Origin of the sequence: Persicobacter diffluens (assembly GCF_036244895.1) — a bacterium.
GTDB classification, from domain to species: Bacteria; Bacteroidota; Bacteroidia; order Cytophagales; family Cyclobacteriaceae; genus Persicobacter; species Persicobacter diffluens.
In genome coordinates, this window is record NZ_BQKE01000001.1 from 75285 (window position 1) to 96014 (window position 20730).

Consider the following 20730-nt stretch of genomic DNA (forward strand, 5'->3'; position numbering starts at 1 on the left):
TTTGATGAATTTTCAGTTGCTAAGGTATTGGATACCATTGGTTTATTTTGTTAATGCCCTGTTAAAACAAGTTAAAAGATGTTAAAAGGCAGTTGGCGGGTCATAGAGATTTGAAATTAGCCCTTAAATTAGGGGGCATAACCCCAGGGCTATGAATAAGAGAAATCTCAATATTGTCATTTTAATCATGTGCTTGTCCACATTGGGCCTGCTGGCTTTTCAATTGTATTGGGTCGGCAATGCCATGAAAGTGAATGAGGAGCGTTTTAATCAGGATGTGCACCTGGCCTTGAATGCGGTGGCGGCCAATTTGGAACAACAAGAGGTGTTGCACCGGGTGCAGAAGCAGCAAGAGGTATTGGTAGATACGGATTTTTTCTATTGGGTTAATCAGCAATCTCCAGGCGGCAGGCATGCTTTTCAAAATGGCTTTTTTCAAAATCCATTGCAGGCAAGATTAAATGCCATGAATTCTTTTGAACAGCAGATGGCCGCCGTGGAGCAAGAAATGCAGCAGATGATGCTGGACGTCAATATTGATGTCGGCGCCTTTCCAAAGGGAGCTCAGCAGTTCGACTTTAGTTTTTCAGCGGAAAGTTCCAATGGGCCGGATGGGCATTTCGCTTTTCAGGTGATTAGCGGGGATTCTCTACTGGAGTTTCATGAGCCGGCAATGAAGAGCGGAGATCAGATCGTTATTCAGTATCCAAGCCCACAACTAAAGAAAAATGGATGGAAAAAAACCTGGCCGGAATTAAAAGAAAAAGCCCTGGAGGAGCAAAAAAAGAAAATGGAGGAAAGGACTAAAATGGTCCAGAGAATCGTTGATCAAATGTTTGCCGCCCCCAGAACGGTAGCGCAACGGTTGAACAAAAATATGCTCGATTCTCTCCTTTCTGCAGAGCTTTCCCGTCGGGGAATGAATATCAATTTCCATTATGCTGTCATGCAGGATGATCAGTTCCTGATGAATAATATGGAGCCGGGGCAACTTCAAAATCTGAAACAAACGGATTTCAAAACCATTCTTTACCCCAATGATTTTTTTAGCTCCAATACTAAGCTATTACTGGATTTTCCTGAAAAGAAGCGTTTCCTTATTGGACAGGTAGGCGTTGCCATGGGCTCTTCTCTTCTTTTGGTGTTGATGATGATCCTTTGTTTTGCCTATGCGGTTCATATTATTCTTCGCCAAAAGAAATTGTCGGTGATGAAAAATGACTTCGTCAATAATATGACCCATGAATTCAAAACGCCTATTGCCACGGTTTCCCTGGCCTGTGAAGCTTTGGCAGACCCTGATATGCGGACTTCCCCGACGATTGTGGACCGCTATTTAGGCATTATTCGCAATGAGAATAAGCGATTGGGGCAACAGGTGGAAAAGGTTTTGCAGGTAGCCCGAATGGATCGCGAACGGATGAAGGTAAAATGGGAGACGGTGGATGTCGCAGAGATCTTGCGACAATCTGCCGAACATATTGCGCTTCAGGTAGAAAAAAGAGGCGGAAAAGTAATCTGTGAGTTGAAAGCGGAGCGCACCGTGATTCGAACTGATCGGGTGCATTTGTCCAATATCGTGGAGAACCTGCTGGATAATGCCAATAAATACTCTCCGGAAGCGCCCTGGATTAGCCTGAGTTTAAGTCAGGAAGAAAATGGATTGCGCATCACCGTGCAAGACCACGGTTGCGGAATGAATAAAGAACATTTGAGCAATATTTTTGATAAATTTTATCGCATTCCCACCGGGAATGTTCACAATGTGAAGGGATTTGGCTTGGGGCTTTCCTATGTGAAGTCCGCTGTGGACGCGCTGGGGGCACAAATTGAAGTCAATAGTCAACTTGGGAAAGGATCCACTTTTTCCTTATTTTTACCTTATGGAACAGAACGCTAAAATTTTATTGGTGGAAGATGATCCCAGCCTTGGCCAGATTCTACATGAATACTTAACCATTAAAGGCTACCCCACCGTTTGGTGTCAGGATGGAGAAGAAGCCTGGGATACCTTTAAGTCAGAGGAATTTCATCTTTGCATTTTAGATGTGATGTTACCCAAAAAAGATGGCTTTACCCTGGCCAGGGAAATTCGGGCCTCTGGCAAAGAAGTGCCCTTTATTTTTCTGACTGCCAAATCGCTGAAAGAGGATACTCTGGAGGGCTTAAGCCTGGGAGCGGATGATTATATGACCAAGCCTTTTTCAATGGAGGAGCTGTTACTTCGCCTGAAAGCTATTTTGCGGCGAACCTATGCGGATGCGCCTCAAAACCAGGAGATGGTCAAATTTGAATTTGGAAACTGTGTTTTTGATGCTCACCGGCAGGAGTTAACGGTGGCAGGCACCACCACCCACCTGACGGCCAAAGAAGCCGGATTATTGAAGCTTTTGGTGAAGAAGAAAAACCAAACCATGGATCGCTCCGAAGCCCTGAAAGAAATCTGGCAGGATGATTCCTATTTCAATGCCCGAAGCATGGATGTTTATATTGCGAAACTTCGGAAGTACCTGAAGGCGGATAGTTCTGTCTTGATTCAAACTATTCATGGCCAGGGGTTTCGATTGGCTGAGATGACTTAGGTGGGCTTATTTATGCTTCAATCCTCCTGAAGCGGCAAGGCGGGAAAAAGGAAGGAATTTTTCCTGTTACAATATTTTTCCAAGGAAGCTGATGAGGGAGGAGAAAGGGAGCTTACCTAAATTTGGGCTATTTGAAACTCAGGAATGACAACCTCCCTGCGCGGAGAAAATTAACCGCTAAGACTTATTGAAATTTTCGGAGAATAATTCGACTGCAAAAATAGCTTCCTCGGACTGCCCTTAGTTTGTGGAATCAGAGGCCTAAAATCCCCCGATGAATAGGATAAATTCCCTTATTAAACCAAATAAGAAGCAGAAAACAGGCGATTTTTGTTATATTACCATATGAAACCTGTTACTTTTTTACCTCAACAATAATCAAAACCATAATGATAGAAATTATCCCTTCTTTAGCAGTATTAAGCAATAAAGTGGTTCGCCTGCATCAAGGAAAATATGAAACGGCAGTGGAATATTCCGCCTCTCCGGTGGACATGGCCAATAAATTTCTCGACGTGGGGGTAGAACAAATTCATTTGGTAGATTTGGACGGGGCCAAGCAGCGGGAGCCGGTGAATCTGGATATTCTCGACACCATAAGTTCTCACTCCAGCTTAAAGGTGAACTTTGCTGGAGGGGTTTTAACCGATGGGGCCATAAACAAAGTTTTTGAATATGGGGCAAAAAGTGTTACTGCCGGAGGCTTGCCGGTGGAAAATTCCCGTTTGTTTGTGGGGTGGTTAATGACCTTTGGGCGCGAACGTATTGCGATGGCGGCAGATGCGCTGGGAGGGATGATCATGACGGATGCCTGGCGAAAGAATACGATGATTAAGCTGGAAGAACATATCGAATATTTTACTTCCCGGGGACTCAAGTTTGTTAAAGTAACGGATATTTCCAGAGACGGAACCCTGGAAGGCCCCAATTTTGAAATGATGGAGCAATTGGTGCAGCAGTTTCCGGATGCTCACCTGGTGAATAGTGGTGGAGTGCGTTCTATTGAAGATATTAAACGCCTTGAAGAAATTGGTGTCAAAGGGGTAGTCGTTGGAAAAGCTTTGTATGAAGGTTTGATTAAAATTGAAGATTTGAAGGAGTTTGCCGGCTAGTAAAACGACCCCGGTCTTATTAAAATCAAATAAGGTGATTGTTATAAAGATATTAAGCGCTCCTTTTAGGGCGCTTTTTGTTTGCCAAAATGGACAATATGTGATTTTTGGCACGGTTGTGGTTAAATTCTAAATGCGGTGAAGCAAAAAAAACTGCCACCTCTTCCGAGATGGCAGTTGCAGTCCAAAAAATCCTTGCGATAAGTTGAGATAAAAAAGTTCATTTCGTTTTAGCTGAAAAAATAAAACCGCATTTACAAATTTCTTGTCCATTCCACAATTTGTAAGCTTGGCTCCCAGCCATTATTTCATTAAAAAAACAGTAAAAAGTATAGTCAAAAAAATCGCTTGTTTAAGTTAAAAAAATCGGAACAGGACTCCACTCCTGTTCTGTCCTCCAAAAATCTACATTACAAATATCGCTATATTTTTTTAAAATAACATGACATTTATCATTTCTTTGCGGGATCTTAAATTCGATATGTATATTTTGGCTTAAATTCAAAAATTTTGAATTTTGACCAAAACAAATGAAAAATTGGCACCCCTCTGGCGGGACGACAAAACCGGGCAATTTTTTAATTGAATTTTTCTGTTTAATTTCATGGAATTAGCCTGTTTTTAGGGGTGTTTTTTGCACTTTTTTAATGGAATCTATTCAGCGCAACCGTTTGCGGAAACTTAGGCGTATTTGTAATTTTGTAAGATTAAAGTCCAATTTTATAACTGGGATCGCGATATGAAAATCACTGAAATTTTTGAAAAAAAATCTAAAACTTTCTCCTTTGAGTTTTTTCCTCCCAAAAGTTTAAAAGCCAATATTGAATTTGGAATCAATCTGGGGCAGTTGTTAAAACTATCTCCTGACTTCGTCTCGGTGACCTATGGGGCTGGAGGAAGCCATCAAAATGCTTCTTTTGACTTGGTGGATTATATTCAGAATAAACATCAATTGACCACCATGGCCCATTACACCTGTGTGGGCGCCAATGAAGAAAGAATCAAAGCCGATCTGGATTATCTGCAGGGTTTGGGGGTGGAGAATTTAATGCTTTTAAGAGGAGATCCTCCAAAAGGGCAAAGCACTTTTGAGAAGCAGGAGAGCGGTTTTAATAATGCCAGTGATTTAGTGGCCTTTGCTGCCAAAAACGGACAAAGTGCCATTGGGGTGGCAGGTTATCCGGAAAAACATCCCGAGGCAGATAATATGGCTTCTGATATCGATTATCTGAAATATAAAATGGATCAGGGGGCGGATTTTGTGGTGACGCAGATGTTCTTCGACAATGATTTCTATTTCTCTTTTGTCGAAAAGTGTCGTCAGGCGGGGATTACCGCCCGAATCATTCCCGGTATTATGCCGATCACCAATTATAATCAAATCAAGCGTTTCTCGGAGATGGTGAATGCGAATATTCCACAGCGTATTGTTAATGCCCTGGAGCCGATTAAAGATTCTCCGGAGAAAATGTATACCGCCGGGGTGTATCTGGCATTGAAACAGTGTATGGAACTGTTGGAAAGAGGAGCTCCGGGCTTGCATTTCTATACCTTGAATAAATCACGTGCGACCGTGGAGATTTTTGAGGCCATTCCGGAATGGTTGAAGCGGTAGTTCAGAACTTCAGAATTTTATAAAATACCCGAAAAGCCCTTCAAATGAGCGGGCTTTTTTTTATTGACAAAATTTTATTTGTCAAATATCTTCATCAGGGACTTGATTAAGCTGTAATGGCTATTAGAGTACAGAAAACTCAGAATTTTATTTCGTTTTCTTTTTTCATAATAATTCCTTATTGATAGGGAATTATCAGGTCAAAATTCTATGTTTGCGGCCAAATAGTCATATACCCTATAATTTTTTGTGAATGGAATATCAACTGTTCTTTACAACGGTTTTTCTGGGCTTTTTCACCATGATGAATCCTTTTGCCATGATGCCGGTCTATGTTGGGCTGGTGGAAAGGTTCAAGCCTGAAACTCGCCGTCGTATCGCCAATAAGGCTTGCCTGATCAGTTTTATCATCATGGCGCTCTTTGTGGTGGTGGGGAATGTGATTTTTCAAATGTTCGGCATCACCCTGAATGCTTTTCGCCTGGTGGGTGGGGGGATTATGATCTCCGCCGGGATTGAATTATTAAGAGGGCATATGAGTAAGGAAAACAGCCCACAAGATGATATTGAGCGAGAAGACATGTCCTCGATGGATATAGCGGTCTCCCCGCTGGCGGTGCCCATGCTGGCGGGGCCGGGTACTTTGGCAGTGGGAATGAACTTTGCAGGCATGTATCCCGGTTGGCTGAATTCTTTTTTGATTGTCACCATCGGCGCTTTGGTTACCCTGATGGTTTATCTCTCTTTTATTTATAGTGAAAAAATCACCAATGCCCTTGGTCGGGACTTATTGGACGTAATTGCTCGCCTGATGGGGCTCATTATTGCGGTAATGGGGGTTCAAATGATCATTTTTGGTAGTGAATCCCTGTTGGAAACCTGGGGTTTTATTCACCCATAAACAGGTTTAGCAAAAATAATTTTGCGAAAATGTTAAATTTATGATATAGCCCACTGATGGTTTAAGGAATGGCAATGAATGCAAACGTTTGTTGGATATCTGATAAAATTGCGGATAAAATCGACAGATCATTTTGTCCCAATGCAAAAATAACTAACTTAAATTCATCTTAATCAGATCCCTAGCTGGTAATCCAGTGATTATTTTTTTAAGTTTGGGGTTAGTTTCAGGTCAATAAGAAGCAAAATGTGGTGTTTGGCTTGCTTAAGCTTGAAACCGGTTTCCAAATCAGACTAATGAATACCGAACAACGTTAATTTTAAACTATGAGTAATTCTAAGCAATTCAGTTTTTTGAGCAAAGCTTTTTACCCATTGATGATGGTCTTTGCTATTATCATTTTGGCACTTTCTATTGGGGTATATCATCATGTGAATGATGGTGCTGATGCTTCTGCAGCCGTTGAGCAAGAAGTGCCAAGTCAGGCCGTTGGTCAGGCGCACTAGCGCGTCTGCTTTCTAAAGAAATTTACAAGCATCTCTTCGGAGGTGCTTTTTTTTTGATCTTTTTGGGCTCGAAAATGTTTTACAGACGCACTAAAGCTCAAAAGGATGTACAAAAATCAAAAAGGAATTGTAGCGAAAAACCTTCCCGCCATCATTGCGGTAACCGCCATTACCCTCTTCGCCATTGTCGTGGGGCTGTTGGCCTGAAATTGATTTGGTCTTTTAAGCCGGATTATTGACGCATAAATCCTCGTTTAGCTGCAAGGCGGAAAAAATGAAGGATTCTTTTCTAATTCATTTTTTCCAAGGTAGCAGCAGCAGAAAAAGAGGGAGACAGCAAGCCTACCCCAATTTGGGCGATTTAAAAAAAAGCAAACCAAATTGTAGTGCGTTGTGAATACGCTCCGTGGGTCTTTATTATGAATCTAGCAGTGAATGATTCGGGTTAAGGAGCATCATTGGTTTAAAACAGAAAACACCGCAGGCAGCATACGTATTGTATTTGCCTGCGGTGTTTTGTTTTTGGGAAAAAAATCAGGAAGCCTATTTCCCTATTTATACCTATTAAGCACGTTGTCCTGATTAATTGGGCTCCAGCTTACTTTTTAATTCATTCAGCTTCATCAGCGCCTCAATGGGAGTCAGGGTATTGACATCCATTTTACGGATCATCCGTTCGACTTCCGCCAGCTTCGGATCTACTGCATCAAACAGGTTCATCTGGAAATTATTTTTCGGCATGGCCTCGATGCGCTCCTTGGTTTTTTCCTTGGTACGGCTCTCTTCCAAATGGGCCAGGACTTCATTGGCCCGACTCACAATCGGCTTCGGCATACCTGCCAATTGGGCCACATGAATACCAAAACTGTGCTCAGAGCCCCCCGCACGCAGCTTGCGCAAAAAGATCACCTTACCATCCATTTCCTTCACAGAGACATTGTAGTTCTTAATGCCTTTAAAGTCTTCGGAAAGCTGGTTGAGCTCGTGATAATGGGTGGCAAAAAGGGTTTTGGCCTTGCACTTTTGGTGATTATGCAGGTATTCCACAATCGACCAGGCTATCGAAACCCCATCATAGGTAGAAGTCCCTCGCCCAATTTCATCCATCAGGATTAAAGAGCGCTCGGAAAGGTTATTCATGATCGAGGCGGTCTCGGTCATCTCCACCATAAAGGTGGACTCCCCTTTGGACAGGTTGTCCGAGGCGCCCACACGGGTAAAGACTTTATCAATCCAACCGATTTGGGCTGCTTCTGCTGGCACAAAGGAACCCATCTGGGCCATCAGTACGATCAGGGCCGTCTGACGTAGCAAGGCGGACTTACCGGCCATATTCGGACCGGTAATGATGATGATCTGCTGGTCGGCATCATCCAGGTAAATGTCATTGGGGATGTAAGGTTCCCCGACCGGGAGTTGTTTTTCAATTACCGGGTGGCGTCCCGCCTTGATATCGAGCTGTAAATCATCTGACATCTGCGGTTTGGTGTAATCATGCTCCAGAGCCGCTTGCGCAAAGGAACTCAGGCAGTCAATACTGGCCACTGCCAGGGCATTTTGCTGTACCTGCCCGATGAAATCGGTAGCAAAAGCCACCAAATCGCGGAATAAGGCCTGCTCAATGACCTGTAATTTCTCCTCGGCGCCCAGGATTTTTTCTTCATAGACCTTCAGTTCCTGGGTAATGTAACGCTCGGCATTGACCAGGGTCTGTTTACGGATCCATTCCTCTGGTACTTTATCCTGATGCGCTTTGCTCACTTCCAGATAATAGCCGAATACTTTATTATAAGAGATCTTTAGCGAGGGAATGCCTGTGCGCTCCTTCTCCCTTTCTTTAATCGATTCCAGATAATCCTTGCCCGAAAAGGCGATTTGGCGCAATTCATCCAGCTCCGCATTAATGCCATCATTGATCAGGTTCCCCTGATGGATCAACATCGGCGGATCTTCTTTCAGAATCTTGGCAATGCGTTCAAAAAGCGCCTGGCAGGGGTGAATCCGTTCTGCCAAGGCCTGCAGTTCGGCATAAGGGCTGTCCAGTAAGGCCTGACGAATCGGGCCCAGGGCTATTAGGGCTTTTTTCAGCTGCACCATTTCCCGCGGATTGATACGGCCGGCAGCCACCTTGGAAATCAGCCTTTCCAAATCATAGATATGCCGCAACTGCTCCTGCAATAATTCCTGCAATTCCTCCTCTTGTGTGAAGGCCTCCACGCAGGCATGACGCTCCCGGATGGTCTTCAGGTCCTTCAATGGCAAGACCATCCACTTTTTCAATAGGCGACCGCCCATAGGGGTGAGCGTATGGTCCAAAACCTGTATCAAAGGAACGCCGCCCTCCTGCTGCGGATATAGCAGCTCCAGGTTACGGATGGTAAATTTATCCAGCCATACATAGCGATCTTCCTCTATGCGGGAAATGCTCGTAATGTGCGCCACTTCCTTATGCTCGGTATCTTCGAGGTAGAATAATACGGCCCCGGCCGCAATAATCCCTTCAGCAAAGCCTTCAATGCCAAAGCCTTTCAGGGAATCGGTGCGGAAGTGGTTTTTGAGTTTATCATAACCGTATTCGGCCGAGAAAATCCATTCCTCTAAAGAGAAAGTATTGTACTGATCACGAAAAGAAGCGGTATAGGCTTCCTTCTGATTGCGGCTGTAAAGGATTTCGGAGGGACGGAAACTCTGAATCAGGTTTTCGATATAGGATAAATCCCCCATGGCCACGGAAAACTCTCCGGTGGACAAGTCCAGAAAAGACACCCCATGCTGCGTTTTGCCGAAATAAACCGCCGCCAGATAGTTGTTGACCTTCTGATCCAGCACCTGATCATTGAAGGATAAGCCCGGCGTCACCAGTTCGGTCACGCCCCGCTTCACGATGCCTTTAACGGATTTCGGATCCTCCAACTGATCGCAGATCGCCACCCGATGACCCGCCCGCACCAGGCGTGGAAGATAAGCATCCAGGGCATGATGGGGGAAACCAGCCAGCTCCACATGGGAGGCCGAACCATTGGCTCTTTTGGTCAGGACAATATCCAGCACCTTGGCCGCTGTGACGGCATCCTGCCCGAAGGTTTCGTAAAAGTCTCCTACGCGGAAAAGTAAAAGTGCTCCCGGATATTGTGTCTTGATGGCATTGTACTGCTTCATCAAAGGTGTTTCTTTGCTCCCCTTGGCCATAGATGCGCTGCTTTCTGTTTTTTTAGATCTATCCTATCGAAATGCTGTTAGCTTTTCTTGCTTTCTTTACCTCAAATGATCTTGGGTTAACCAATGGATTTTAGCTTAATGGGCGGTTGATTTTTTTTCTCCTCCTTGCAATCCCTTCCTGCTTACCGACTTGCACCGCAACCCTTGTCGGAAGGTGAATGATGGGGCGAAATGGTTTTGAGCGTGTCCTCTTGGTTTTCCCGAAAAATTGAGGCATTTTTTACCCACAGCATAGAAATTTTCTTAGGAACAAACCTTTTGAAAATGCTACTACTGAAGTAAATTACAAAGATAGAATCTTTTAACAGACTTTCTATTATCGACCCTTTTCCATTGATTAAATTTACACTACCTTCTCGCTCAAATTAGCGCTTTAGGTAGCCTCCCCTACCTATTTACCCATTATTTACACAGTATTAACCATAAAAAATACCAATGCAAACAATCCACTATGAACTGCTTGGAACGCTCTGTTTGTTTGTCCTTTTTTTTACGAGTAGGACCCTTTTAGTTCGTTATATTCATTCTTCTGGCGTAAAAAGGGACTACCTGCCCTTTCGGGCGGCCTATGTTCAGAAGGTGGTTACTTTCTTGCTTTCAGTACTCGGACTTATTGGTCTGGGCATGATTTGGCAGGTTTCGGTTCAGGGCCTTTCGGTTTATATTGCGTCCATTTTTACCGTCGTCGGGGTGGCCTTTTTCGCAGCCTGGTCTGTTTTGAGTAACATCACCTCCGCCCTGATTCTGTTTTTTAATGCTCCCTTTAAAATTGGAGATCATATCAAAATAAAAGATGGAGACAACGGAGCCGAAGGTAAAGTCATCGACATTAACCTGTTCAATATTCGGGTAATTGATTTGGAAGGAAATGAAATTGCTTACCCCAATAACCTGGCCATGCAGAAAGCAATTGTTCGAAAAGAAAAGTCTAATTTGTGAAAAAAAAAGTAGCGATATCCGCTTGTTTAATGGGGCAACATTGTCGTTATGATGGCCGCCATAACCTCCAACAGCAGATCATTGATCGTTATGGGGCAGAAAACCTCTTGCCCCTTTGTCCGGAAGTACTTGGCGGACTGCCCACTCCTCGAATACCGGCAGAAATGCAGGGAAATAAAATTTGTACCCAATCCGGTACAGATGTGACAGCGGCCTTTATGGCCGGAGCCGATGAGGCCCTGAAGCAAGCTGAGGCCGCGGGGGTGCAAGCCGCCATATTGAAAGCCAAATCGCCCTCCTGTGGTTGCGGCTTAATTTATGACGGGAGCTTTTCTGGTCGATTGGTTCCCGGAGATGGGATTTTTACTCAAAAACTTAAAGCAAAGGGGATCAAAGTCTCCACAGAGTTAGACTATATTTAAAGCTTGCCCGAATTCGGGTTATTAATCAATAAGTTCAACCTTATGGCGTTGAAAATAAATCATTTAGTCGATTGACGAAATTTAGCGGTGAATATTTCGGGTAACACGTTTTTAGCCTAATGGTGAATGAAAAAGGCTTAAAAAAAATCCCCAATGGCGGCGATGGTCCATTGGGGATTTCCTTTTTTGGGTAGGTCCCTACCGCCTCAGGCCGGGTTGGCCCCTTTGCTTCCGGAGGCTGGAGACCCGTTTTCCGTCATTCTCAGAAAGCCCTTCCGGATGTGGTGATAGTGGAGCTCTTCCCCAATAATTATGCGGCGAAAGGCAAAATACCGCCCTTAACCCGGAAAATTCATGCTTAAATCCTCGTTTAGCCATAAGGCGGAAAAAATGAAGGAATTTTTCCTATTTCGAGTTTTTTTCCCACGAAACAGATAAATGAGGAGAAAGCAAGCATGCCCCAATTTGGGCTATTATAAATCAATGAAAATAAATTTTAATGAATTGAAAATTAACCCCTTATGACTAATAAGTAAATTAAGCGGTGAATAATTCGGGTTAAGTCTGAATAGAATACTCAATCTCCGGAATTTCATCCATCTTCCGCAAGAGCTCATTTTCCGGCTTCACCTGCATGGAGCGGGAGATCATGTCGACGGAAATATTCTCCTCTGAATCACGGATGGTGACCTTCAAATTACATTGGCCCGGATGCTGACGACTGATGTATTTGATCTGTTCCACCAATTCATTGGTGATATCCTTGGCCTCAACCTGCAAGGCCACGGTCTTGGACAGCTTATCGCGGATATTGCCCAGCAATTCGATAGAGCGGATTTTGAACTCCTTACGGCTCGGGTCCCACTGACGCACCTGTACTGTCCCTTTGAGGTAAATGAACCAGCCGATCTCCATATATTGCTTGAACTTCACATAGTCCTCTCCAAAGAGGAAGAAAGTAAACGAACCGGAATAATCTTCCACCGTCAGGGTACCGAAAGGTTGCCCTTTTTTGGTGTAGCGGTGGGAGCAATCGGTAATACAACCGCCCAAGGCGATTTCTCCACGACCCACCAGGCTGTCCATATTCACTTCTAGCTGGCCCAGGTCTGCATTACAAAACATGTCCAGCTCTACCCGGAAGTCATCCAGCGGGTGACCGGAGATATAAATCCCCACCACCTCTTTTTCTTTATTCAGCTTGGTGATCGACGACCACTCTTCCACCTTTGGGGCTTGCGGTTCCGGATCTGCTACGCCGGAGTCTCCTCCGAAAAGGGACACTTGCGCCTGTCGGGCTTGCTCCTGCTGGCGTTGTCCATAGCGTACGGCCTTTTCAAAGAACAAGGGATCGCGCTCATTTTCCTGATGCATATAGGCGGCACGTGGAATATTGAAAGAGTCAAAGCCTCCGCCGAGGATTAAGCACTCCATGGCCTTCTTATTGACCGCACGTAAATCTACCCGCTTGGCAAAGTCAAAGATCGATTGGTAACGACCGCCTTCTTCGCGCTCGCGCACGATGGCTTCCACAGCCGCTTCTCCTACTCCCTTGATGGCCCCCATTCCGAAGCGAATCGCGCCGTCTTCGTTTACGGTAAACTTCAGCGAGGACTCGTTTACATCTGGGCCCAATACCGGAATCTTCATCCGCTGGCATTCTTCCATAAAGAAGGTCACCTTCTTGATGTCATTCATGTTGTGGGTCAGGACCGAGGCCATATATTCCGGCGGATAGTTGGCCTTCAGGTAACCGGTATGGAAAGCCACCACCGAATAACAGGTCGAGTGGGACTTGTTAAAGGCATAGGCGGCGAAGGCTTCCCAGTCTTTCCAGATTTTCTCCAGGCGATCTTCCGGATGCCCATTGGCTTTACCCCCGTCGATGAACTTCGGCTTCAGCTTTTCCAGCAGGGCGAAGATTTTCTTACCCATGGCCTTACGCAGCATATCCGCCTCACCTTTGGTAAAGCCTGCTAATAGCTGAGAAAGCAACATCACCTGCTCCTGATAGACCGTAATCCCGTAGGTTTCGGCCAGGTATTTCTCCATATCAGGCAAATCGTAGGCAATCTCTTCCCTACCGTGCTTACGGGCAATAAAGTTTGGAATGTATTCCAAAGGACCCGGACGGTACAGGGCGTTCATGGCGATCAGATCGGCAAACTTATCCGGCTTCAGGGAACGCAGGTGCTTCTGCATCCCCGGGGACTCAAACTGGAAAGTACCATTGGTCTCTCCCTTTTGGTAAAGCTCATAAGTCTTGGCATCATCCAGCGGAATTTCATCCGGATCAATATCAACATCATGGCGCTGCTTCACCAGCTTGATGGCATCTTTGATAATGGACAGGGTTCTTAGCCCTAGGAAGTCCATTTTCAGCATACCGGCATCCTCTACCACGGAGTTATCGAACTGCGTAACGAGCAGGTCGGCATCACGGGCGGTAGACACCGGGATGAATTTGGTAATATCGTCAGGGGTGATGATGATACCACAGGCGTGAATACCGGTGTTTCGCATGGAACCCTCCAGCACACGGGCGGTGTTCAATACATTCCCCTCCATATCCGATTGCTTGGAGATGTCCATCAGCTGACGGGCCATTTCCATCTGGTCGGAATTCAGTTTATCTTTTAGTTGGTCCGGTGACATGCCGAAGAGCTTTTTCAGCTTGATGTCCGGTACCAGTTTGGCAATACGGTCCGCATCCGGTAAGGGCAAGTCCATCACGCGGGCGGTATCCCGAATCGATGATTTGGCGGCCATCGTACCGTAGGTAATGATATGGGACACCTGATTGTGACCATACTTCTCTACTACCCAGTCGATGATCTTTCCGCGTCCTTCATCATCAAAGTCAATATCAATATCGGGCAGGGAGACACGATCCGGGTTCAGGAAACGCTCAAAAAGGAGGTCGTACTCAATCGGGTCCACATTCGTAATCCCGATCGCATAGGCCACAGCTGATCCCGCGGCCGATCCACGACCAGGCCCCACCGATACGCCCATATCACGGGCGGCGGAGGTAAAGTCCTGCACAATCAGGAAGTAACCGGGATAACCCGTCTTCTCGATAATCATCAACTCAAAGTCCAGTCGCTCCTTGATGTCCTCCGACAGCTCCTTGCCCCAACGTTTATAGGCCCCTTCGTAAGTCAGGTGACGTAAGTAAGCGTTCTCTCCGCGCTTGCCCCCGTCTTTTTCATCCTCCTCATGTATGAATTGCTCGGGGATGTCAAAGGCTGGCAAGAGCACGTCCCTGGCCAGCTCATAAGCTTCAATTTTTTCGTAAATCTCGTTGGTCGTCACGATGGCTTCCGGAATGTCTTTGAACAGTTCCTTCATCTCTTCCGGAGATTTCAGGTAGAACTGATCATTCGGGAATCCAAAGCGGTAGCCTCGGCCACGACCGATAGGCGTTTCTTTCTTTTCCCCATCGCGGACACACAACAGGATGTCATGGGCATCGGCCCCATCCTGATTGATGTAGTAAACATTGTTGGAGGCAAAGTATTTGACCCCATATTTTTTAGCCCAACCGATCAATACCTCATTGACGTGGTCCTCTTCCTCCAGTCCATGGCGCATCAGCTCCACATAGAAGTCGTCTCCGAAGTGACCGTGCCACCAGCGGAAGGCTTCCTCGGCCTTTTCTTCCCCCACATTCAGGATCAGGTCCGGAATTTCCCCATTCAGGTTACCGGTAGTGGCGATGATGTTTTCTTTATACTGAACGATCAGGTCCTTGTCCACACGGGGATAACCCGCATATAAACCATCCACATAGGCAATCGAGCTCAGCTTGGCCAAATTATGATATCCGGCCTTATTCTTGGCAATCAGCGTCTGTTGGAAACGACGATCGGGATTGTCCTTGGTAAATTGGCGTTTTTGGTATTCCTCCGCCACATAAAAGTCACAGCCCAGGATGGGTTTCAGGTCATTTTTCAGGGCATCGCGCACAAAGTGGAAGGCACCCATCATATTTCCGTGGTCCGTCATGGCCACGGCCGGCATGCCCAATTCCTTGGTCTTGCTGACGAGCGAACCAATGTCACAGGTGGCCGACAATACCGAAAACTGCGTATGCACGTGCAAATGCACAAAAGGGACGTCAGTCAGGTCAATGGCCGTGGCGGTATCGGTAGTGTCACGGTCTCCGTCGGTCTCCTCGGCAAACTCTACATTGTCCGGCGTATAGGGCTCAATATTCAGCCCGATGGCCGCAATGGTGGAGGGATTATTCTCTTTGAATGCTGCAATGACGTCCTCGGTGGTGCCTAATCGCTCGGCAGAATAGAGGCCGATACGGACCATTTCGAGGAAACAGCGGGCAGTGGCTTCCACATCGGCAGAGGCGTTGTGGGCTTCGGCAAAACCTTCTCCGAACAGCTTCACGTGCAGCTCTGTCAGGGTAGGCCATTTGAACTTTCCACCTCTACCGCCGGGAATCTGACAGAATTCCGTCCCCTCATCTTTGGTGTCAAGGATGGGTTTCTCCAAAATCTGGGCGGTATCTCTTCCTTTACGGTCCAGTTCGGCCCCGACAATGTTCACGTCGAATTCAATGTTCTGCCCTACCGAGAATTGGGACTTGGCCAAAGCCTTTTCGAACTCCTCTAGCACATACTCCAGTGGCATACCCTGCTTCTCTGCGCGCTGGGTAGAGATGCCGTGGATCTTGGTGGCATTAAAGGGAATCGAATAGCCTTCCGGCTTGACGATAAAGTTTTTCACTTCCACCAGATTACCTTGCTCATCATGCAACTGCCAGGCCAGCTGGACCATGCGGGGCCAGTTGTCGTGATCCGTAACAGGGGCATTATAATTCTGAGGTAAACCGGTGGTCTCGGTATCGTATATTAAGAACATATCTTCTCCTTCATTTACAAGAACGCGCTATTTTTCTGCGCTCTAAATACAAAGATAAGCAATTTCTGTCACCATTCATGCCATTTGATTCCTCCTCTTTTGGGCTTTCGACAGATGCGGTTTGTGGAGGACTGGCCTAGGGTGCTTACCTGAAAAAGCTCCTGCAAAAATTACCGGATGACAGGAGGTTTGGGGCGGATGAGATGCCCATTCGACTGGTGTTCTAGGGGAATGAGGAAGACGACAGGCAAATTGATGCCTTATGGCCGGCAGATGGGGGATTTCCTGTGGACTGTACGTGATCGGATACAAAAAAAACACCCCGCGGATGGCAGGGTGTTTTGGATATTTTAAGAATTGGAGTGCAGCTCCTGCCCTTTAAGGCTTACATATTGGCTACGATCTCTTCTCCAAATTCAGAACATTTCAATAAGGTAGCCCCTTCCATCAGACGCTCGAAATCATAGGTCACGCGCTTTTTGGAAATGGCTCCTTCGATGCCCTTATAGATCAAATTACAAGCTTCCGTCCAGCCCAAGTGCTCCAACATCAGGGCACCGGAAAGGATAACCGACCCCGGATTTACCTTATCCTGTCCTGCATATTTCGGAGCGGTACCGTGAGTCGCCTCGAAGATGGCATTTCCTGTCTGGTAGTTGATATTTGCTCCCGGAGCAATACCAATTCCCCCAACGATGGCCGCCAAAGCATCCGATACATAGTCCCCGTTCAGGTTCAGGGTTGCGATTACGGAATATTCCGCCGGACGCAACAAGATCTGCTGCAAGAAGGCATCTGCAATAGAATCTTTCACAATGATTTTACCTGCATCCACGGCTTCTTTTTGTGCTTTATCTGCGGCTTCCTTGCTTACCTCTTCTGCAATGCGGTCATATTGTGCCCAGGTGAATACCTGATCACCGAATTCGCGCTCTGCCAAGGCATAACCCCAATTTTTGAAAGCACCTTCGGTAAATTTCATGATATTCCCTTTGTGTACCAAAGTCACCGATGGCTTGTTGTACTTGATTGCATATTCAATGGCCGCACGTACCAGGCGCTCCGTCCCTTCTACCGATACCGGCTTGATGCCAATGGAAGAAGTCTCCGGAAAGCGGATTTTCTTCACGCCCATTTCATTTTGAAGGAAGTTTTTCACCTTTTCAGCCTCCTCCGTACCGTTCATATATTCGATACCCGCATAGATATCCTCGGTGTTTTCACGGAAGATGACCATATCACAAAGGTCAGGGCGTTTTACCGGAGAAGGCACCCCTTCAAACCAGCGTACCGGACGCACACAGGCAAATAAATCCAACTCCTGGCGCAAAGCCACATTCAAAGAACGGATACCGCCCCCCACTGGAGTGGTCAATGGTCCCTTGATCCCTACTAAATATTCATTGAAGGCGTCCAAAGTTTCCGTTGGCAGCCAGTTTCCTGTCGCATTAAAAGCTTTCTCACCCGCCAACACCTCTTTCCACTGGATTTTCTTCTCTCCATTGTAAGCTTTCTCCACAGCAGCATCCAAAACACGCTTCGCAGCCGGCCAAATATCTACTCCTGTACCATCGCCTTCAATGAATGGGATGGTTGGATTATTCGGTACTTGCAATTTTCCGTTCTGAATGGTGATTTTTTGTTCGCTCATGGTGTGTTGTGTTCTAATTTTTGAGTCAATTTGTCCGAATATAGGAGATTTTGTATTGAAAAATGCGCTGTTGGTGCATAAAAATTCGTTAGAAAGCTGGTGGAAAAGAAGATTATCGTTACAAATGCTTATTATAGAAAGAATCAGGTAATATGAATATTTTGCTTAAAGTTTAGTACTTTAAAGGAAAGGACTTTAATTAAAATGGTAAGCAAAAGCCTGAAATTTTCTGACCTCTTGTGATATTCTATGAAAAAGAATGCTACTACAACAAAATCGCCTCCAGCTCTTTTTAAAAATCCGATACTTGAAAGGATCACCCATACCCACATCGTTTATCCTCTGGTAATTTTTTATGGAGGCGCTTTAGGATTGATGATTTATGCAGCCTATCATCAGCTGCTGCCTCTATTTTCTTTATTTGGCGTTTTTCTATTTGGTTTCACCCTGTTCACCTTTGTAGAATATTGGGCACATCGAAAACTTTACCATATGGTGGAGGATGCCGGATGGAAAAAGCGATTTACCTACACCTTTCATGGGGTGCATCACGATTTTCCCAAGGATAGAAGCCGTTTGGCGATGCCTCCATTGGTGAGCGTTACGGTGATCACCCTGGTCTTTTTACTCTTTCAGTTTTTGATTGGGGATTGGGCCTTTGGTTTTGTGGCCGGCTTCATTAGCGGCTATGCCACTTATCTTTTTGTCCATTATATAGTACATGCCTGGGCACCCCCAAAAAATGCCTTCAAGACTTTGTGGGTGCATCATGCCATCCATCACTATAAGGATGATACGGTGGCCTTTGGGGTGAGCTCCCCATTTTGGGACGTGATTTTTGGAACCATGCCTGAAAAAAAGCGTAAGTAATGCTTAAGGGTGAACAGCCCGTAGATAGAATCTCTAAAATAGTACTTCAGTACTAGTTGTTGTCATTATTATTTTGCTAGGCGGCCTATGAAAATAGGCCGCTTTTTTTATCTACTGGGTTTTGGAGGAAAGCACTCCTATCCCGAATTATTCACCGCCAAATATCTTGGTTAATGATAAATAGCTTGTTTTTAGTTTTTATGGCTTGTTTTCTTTGATTTATAATAGCCCAAATTGGGGCAAGCTTGCTTTCTCCTCATTCACCTGTTTCGTTGGTAAAGACTCGAAATAGGAAAAATTCCCTCATTTTTTCCGCCTTACAACTAAACGAGGATAAGCATGTATAATCCGGACTACCATAGAAGCCATGGAAGTGGGCAATAGGGAAAGCATGTAAGGACTAGCCCCTGGTTTCGCAATCGGGGAGGAAGTGGGATGGCCTTTTTTTATCAAAGGCTTGTCCAGTACTGAAAAATGGTATCCATTTTGGCGTTTTTTGGCCATGGGGAAGTTAATTCTGCGGAATTGCTTTAGTAGATTGTTAAATCTCTATCATAAAAATGGACCGCTTTTGGAAAGCTTTAAAAACGAGTTTTGTTGATAAAAGCTTAATATTGAAGGTTTTGGGTGGTAAAATCAAAACAAGAACGGTGCTTTAGAAGAAAGTTGGCAGTTTGAGTTATTTTTTTATTGGCGATTTAATAAAATTTAGAATTTCATGTTTTTCATAATCGATGGTGGCGATTAAATAATTCATAATCAGGTTTACAGGCTCCATTTGCCGCCGTAAATTCCATAATTAACAAACTAACCAAAACTAGTTTGCTATTATGAAAAACCTATTTGTGATTTTGATGGCCGTCATGCTGGGCATGCCCGCCATCGCTGCGAACAAGGACAATGAAGCGACCAAGGGAAAATCCATGGTCAAGGTGATTGGCAATGCCAATGCCAAAACTTACAAAGTCCTTTATATGGCCAACATCCAAAGCAAAGTAACTTTGGCCATTTATGATGAAGCCGGAATCCTGGTGGCGAAAAGCCATATTAAGGACAAGTCGGAGTTTTTGAAACCCTTTAGGTTTGAGAACATGCCCGCCGGTGAGTATACTATTATCATCAAGGATTCCTTTGGAATGAAAAGAGCAACCTTCTACCATCAGCCCAAGGACTAATCGCCTTTGAATGATGTCACTTTTGAGGACTATTCTCAAGGGCATTAGTTTGAAATGCCCCTTATTTTGATTTTTTGTTAGAATAGCCAATTGTAATATTAAAAGATTGGGGTCGATTCGCTGCATATTGATTTTCTTTTTTACGGCAGCCCTACTATTTTTTTCGACCTCCTGATTTCCTTCTCCTCTGGTTAATCCATATCTTATAATCCTTGCTTTTTAGTCGAAATACCGCCTTTTAAGCCATATTTCATGATCATTCGATCCCTTCAAGGGCTTGTTTCTTTGTGTTTTATTGTTGAAGCGCATTTTTGCTCCTCCCTTTTGTTGGTTGCGTCGCGATAAACTTCCTAATAATTGTCAATACAAGCCCATTACTATTGTGTTTTTTGAGTTACTGGATCTTGTTGAAAAAAATCACAAAAAAATTAATGGTATTTTATGGTGATTTAGTCTGTGCTTTGCACTAGTAGAAGTGAAGCTTAAATTTAAAGACTAACAATTATGAAAAAGATGCTTTTATTGGCAGTGACTGCCATAATGATGAGTGGCGCTACTTTTGCAGCCAAAGATAGTGAAGCCAAAAGTAGTACCCATGTTGATGTGATCGGCAATGGTTATGGCAGAATGTATAAGGTGTTGTATATGTCTGCTCCGCAGGATCGTGTGACGATGTCTATTTATGATGAGGATGGAAGAATGGTAGTGAAAACTTCTGTTAAGGGGAAGGACGGCTTTTTGAAACCTTTCAGGTTTGAAGATATGCCTGCCGGAGAGTATACCGTTGTAATTAAGGATGATCAAGGAACCTACAGAAAGAAATTTGTACATGATCCAACGGAGTTTTAACTAAAAAGGTA

General features: G+C 45.0%; 14 protein-coding genes. 11 read left to right on the top strand and 3 right to left on the bottom strand.

Annotated features, from left to right (window positions below):
• The first annotated feature begins 151 nt into the window (after positions 1-151).
• The 6 genes from AAA970_RS00295 to AAA970_RS00320 all read left to right on the top strand — a co-directional run bounded on the left by AAA970_RS00295 (position 152) and on the right by AAA970_RS00320 (position 6716).
• On the top strand, positions 152-1900 hold the full coding sequence (locus tag AAA970_RS00295) for a sensor histidine kinase (protein ID WP_338235550.1): 1749 nt from the start codon (positions 152-154) through the stop codon (positions 1898-1900).
• The gene (locus AAA970_RS00300) at positions 1884-2582 is read left to right on the top strand and encodes a response regulator transcription factor (RefSeq protein ID WP_338235551.1); all 699 of its coding nucleotides are present in this window, start codon (positions 1884-1886) and stop codon (positions 2580-2582) included. The genes AAA970_RS00295 and AAA970_RS00300 overlap by 17 nt, the downstream gene beginning before the upstream one ends.
• 389 nt (positions 2583-2971) lie before the next feature.
• Positions 2972-3694: a 1-(5-phosphoribosyl)-5-[(5-phosphoribosylamino)methylideneamino]imidazole-4-carboxamide isomerase gene (locus AAA970_RS00305; RefSeq protein ID WP_053406342.1), complete on the top strand. Its 723-nt coding sequence runs from the start codon at positions 2972-2974 to the stop codon at positions 3692-3694.
• A gap of 739 nt (positions 3695-4433) precedes the next feature.
• Positions 4434-5309, top strand: coding sequence for a methylenetetrahydrofolate reductase [NAD(P)H] (gene metF / locus AAA970_RS00310; RefSeq protein ID WP_060685062.1), 876 nt, complete (start codon positions 4434-4436; stop codon positions 5307-5309).
• Positions 5310-5562: 253 nt separating this feature from the next.
• Positions 5563-6210 (top strand): MarC family protein, encoded by a 648-nt coding sequence (locus AAA970_RS00315; protein WP_338235552.1) that lies wholly within the window; start codon positions 5563-5565, stop codon positions 6208-6210.
• Between the two features lie 326 nt (positions 6211-6536).
• Positions 6537-6716, top strand: coding sequence for a hypothetical protein (locus AAA970_RS00320; protein ID WP_053406339.1), 180 nt, complete (start codon positions 6537-6539; stop codon positions 6714-6716).
• 582 nt (positions 6717-7298) lie between these two features.
• Here AAA970_RS00320 and mutS read toward each other — a convergent pair.
• Positions 7299-9875, bottom strand: a complete 2577-nt coding sequence (gene mutS, locus AAA970_RS00325; RefSeq protein ID WP_338237697.1) for a DNA mismatch repair protein MutS — start codon at positions 9873-9875, stop codon at positions 7299-7301.
• A 495-nt stretch (positions 9876-10370) separates the two neighbouring features.
• Between mutS and AAA970_RS00330 the strand changes: the two genes are divergently transcribed.
• Both AAA970_RS00330 and AAA970_RS00335 read left to right on the top strand, forming a co-directional pair.
• Positions 10371-10874, top strand: a complete 504-nt coding sequence (locus tag AAA970_RS00330) for a mechanosensitive ion channel domain-containing protein (protein ID WP_053406337.1) — start codon at positions 10371-10373, stop codon at positions 10872-10874.
• Positions 10871-11296 (top strand): 2-thiouracil desulfurase family protein, encoded by a 426-nt coding sequence (locus tag AAA970_RS00335; RefSeq protein ID WP_338235553.1) that lies wholly within the window; start codon positions 10871-10873, stop codon positions 11294-11296. Before AAA970_RS00330 ends, AAA970_RS00335 begins: the two co-directional genes overlap by 4 nt.
• Positions 11297-11854: 558 nt before the next feature.
• Here AAA970_RS00335 and dnaE read toward each other — a convergent pair.
• The gene (gene dnaE, locus AAA970_RS00340; RefSeq protein ID WP_338235554.1) at positions 11855-16174 is read right to left on the bottom strand and encodes a DNA polymerase III subunit alpha; all 4320 of its coding nucleotides are present in this window, start codon (positions 16172-16174) and stop codon (positions 11855-11857) included.
• A 385-nt stretch (positions 16175-16559) separates the two neighbouring features.
• Positions 16560-17825 (bottom strand): NADP-dependent isocitrate dehydrogenase, encoded by a 1266-nt coding sequence (gene icd / locus AAA970_RS00345; protein ID WP_338235555.1) that lies wholly within the window; start codon positions 17823-17825, stop codon positions 16560-16562.
• A 249-nt stretch (positions 17826-18074) separates the two neighbouring features.
• Here icd and AAA970_RS00350 point away from each other — a divergent pair, with 249 nt between their 5' ends.
• The 3 genes from AAA970_RS00350 (at position 18075) to AAA970_RS00360 (ending at position 20719) form a co-directional block, all read left to right on the top strand.
• Positions 18075-18695, top strand: coding sequence for a sterol desaturase family protein (locus tag AAA970_RS00350; protein ID WP_338235556.1), 621 nt, complete (start codon positions 18075-18077; stop codon positions 18693-18695).
• 830 nt (positions 18696-19525) lie between these two features.
• The gene (locus AAA970_RS00355; protein ID WP_338235557.1) at positions 19526-19870 is read left to right on the top strand and encodes a hypothetical protein; all 345 of its coding nucleotides are present in this window, start codon (positions 19526-19528) and stop codon (positions 19868-19870) included.
• 504 nt (positions 19871-20374) lie between these two features.
• Complete coding sequence (locus tag AAA970_RS00360; protein WP_338235558.1) at positions 20375-20719, top strand: T9SS type A sorting domain-containing protein; 345 nt, start codon at positions 20375-20377, stop codon at positions 20717-20719.
• Positions 20720-20730 lie beyond the last annotated feature (11 nt).

Excerpts from the sequence above, each read along its gene's own strand:
- AAA970_RS00295 (WP_338235550.1), top strand. The coding sequence starts at position 152 with ATGAATAAGAGAAATCTCAATATTGTCATTTTAATCATGTGCTTGTCC.
- AAA970_RS00300 (WP_338235551.1), top strand. The coding sequence starts at position 1,884 with ATGGAACAGAACGCTAAAATTTTATTGGTGGAAGATGATCCCAGCCTT.
- AAA970_RS00305 (WP_053406342.1), top strand. The coding sequence starts at position 2,972 with ATGATAGAAATTATCCCTTCTTTAGCAGTATTAAGCAATAAAGTGGTT.
- metF (WP_060685062.1), top strand. The coding sequence starts at position 4,434 with ATGAAAATCACTGAAATTTTTGAAAAAAAATCTAAAACTTTCTCCTTT.
- AAA970_RS00315 (WP_338235552.1), top strand. The coding sequence starts at position 5,563 with ATGGAATATCAACTGTTCTTTACAACGGTTTTTCTGGGCTTTTTCACC.
- AAA970_RS00320 (WP_053406339.1), top strand. The coding sequence starts at position 6,537 with ATGAGTAATTCTAAGCAATTCAGTTTTTTGAGCAAAGCTTTTTACCCA.
- mutS (WP_338237697.1), bottom strand. The coding sequence starts at position 9,875 with ATGAAGCAGTACAATGCCATCAAGACACAATATCCGGGAGCACTTTTA.
- AAA970_RS00330 (WP_053406337.1), top strand. The coding sequence starts at position 10,371 with ATGCAAACAATCCACTATGAACTGCTTGGAACGCTCTGTTTGTTTGTC.
- dnaE (WP_338235554.1), bottom strand. The coding sequence starts at position 16,174 with ATGTTCTTAATATACGATACCGAGACCACCGGTTTACCTCAGAATTAT.
- icd (WP_338235555.1), bottom strand. The coding sequence starts at position 17,825 with ATGAGCGAACAAAAAATCACCATTCAGAACGGAAAATTGCAAGTACCG.
- AAA970_RS00350 (WP_338235556.1), top strand. The coding sequence starts at position 18,075 with ATGAAAAAGAATGCTACTACAACAAAATCGCCTCCAGCTCTTTTTAAA.
- AAA970_RS00355 (WP_338235557.1), top strand. The coding sequence starts at position 19,526 with ATGAAAAACCTATTTGTGATTTTGATGGCCGTCATGCTGGGCATGCCC.
- AAA970_RS00360 (WP_338235558.1), top strand. The coding sequence starts at position 20,375 with ATGAAAAAGATGCTTTTATTGGCAGTGACTGCCATAATGATGAGTGGC.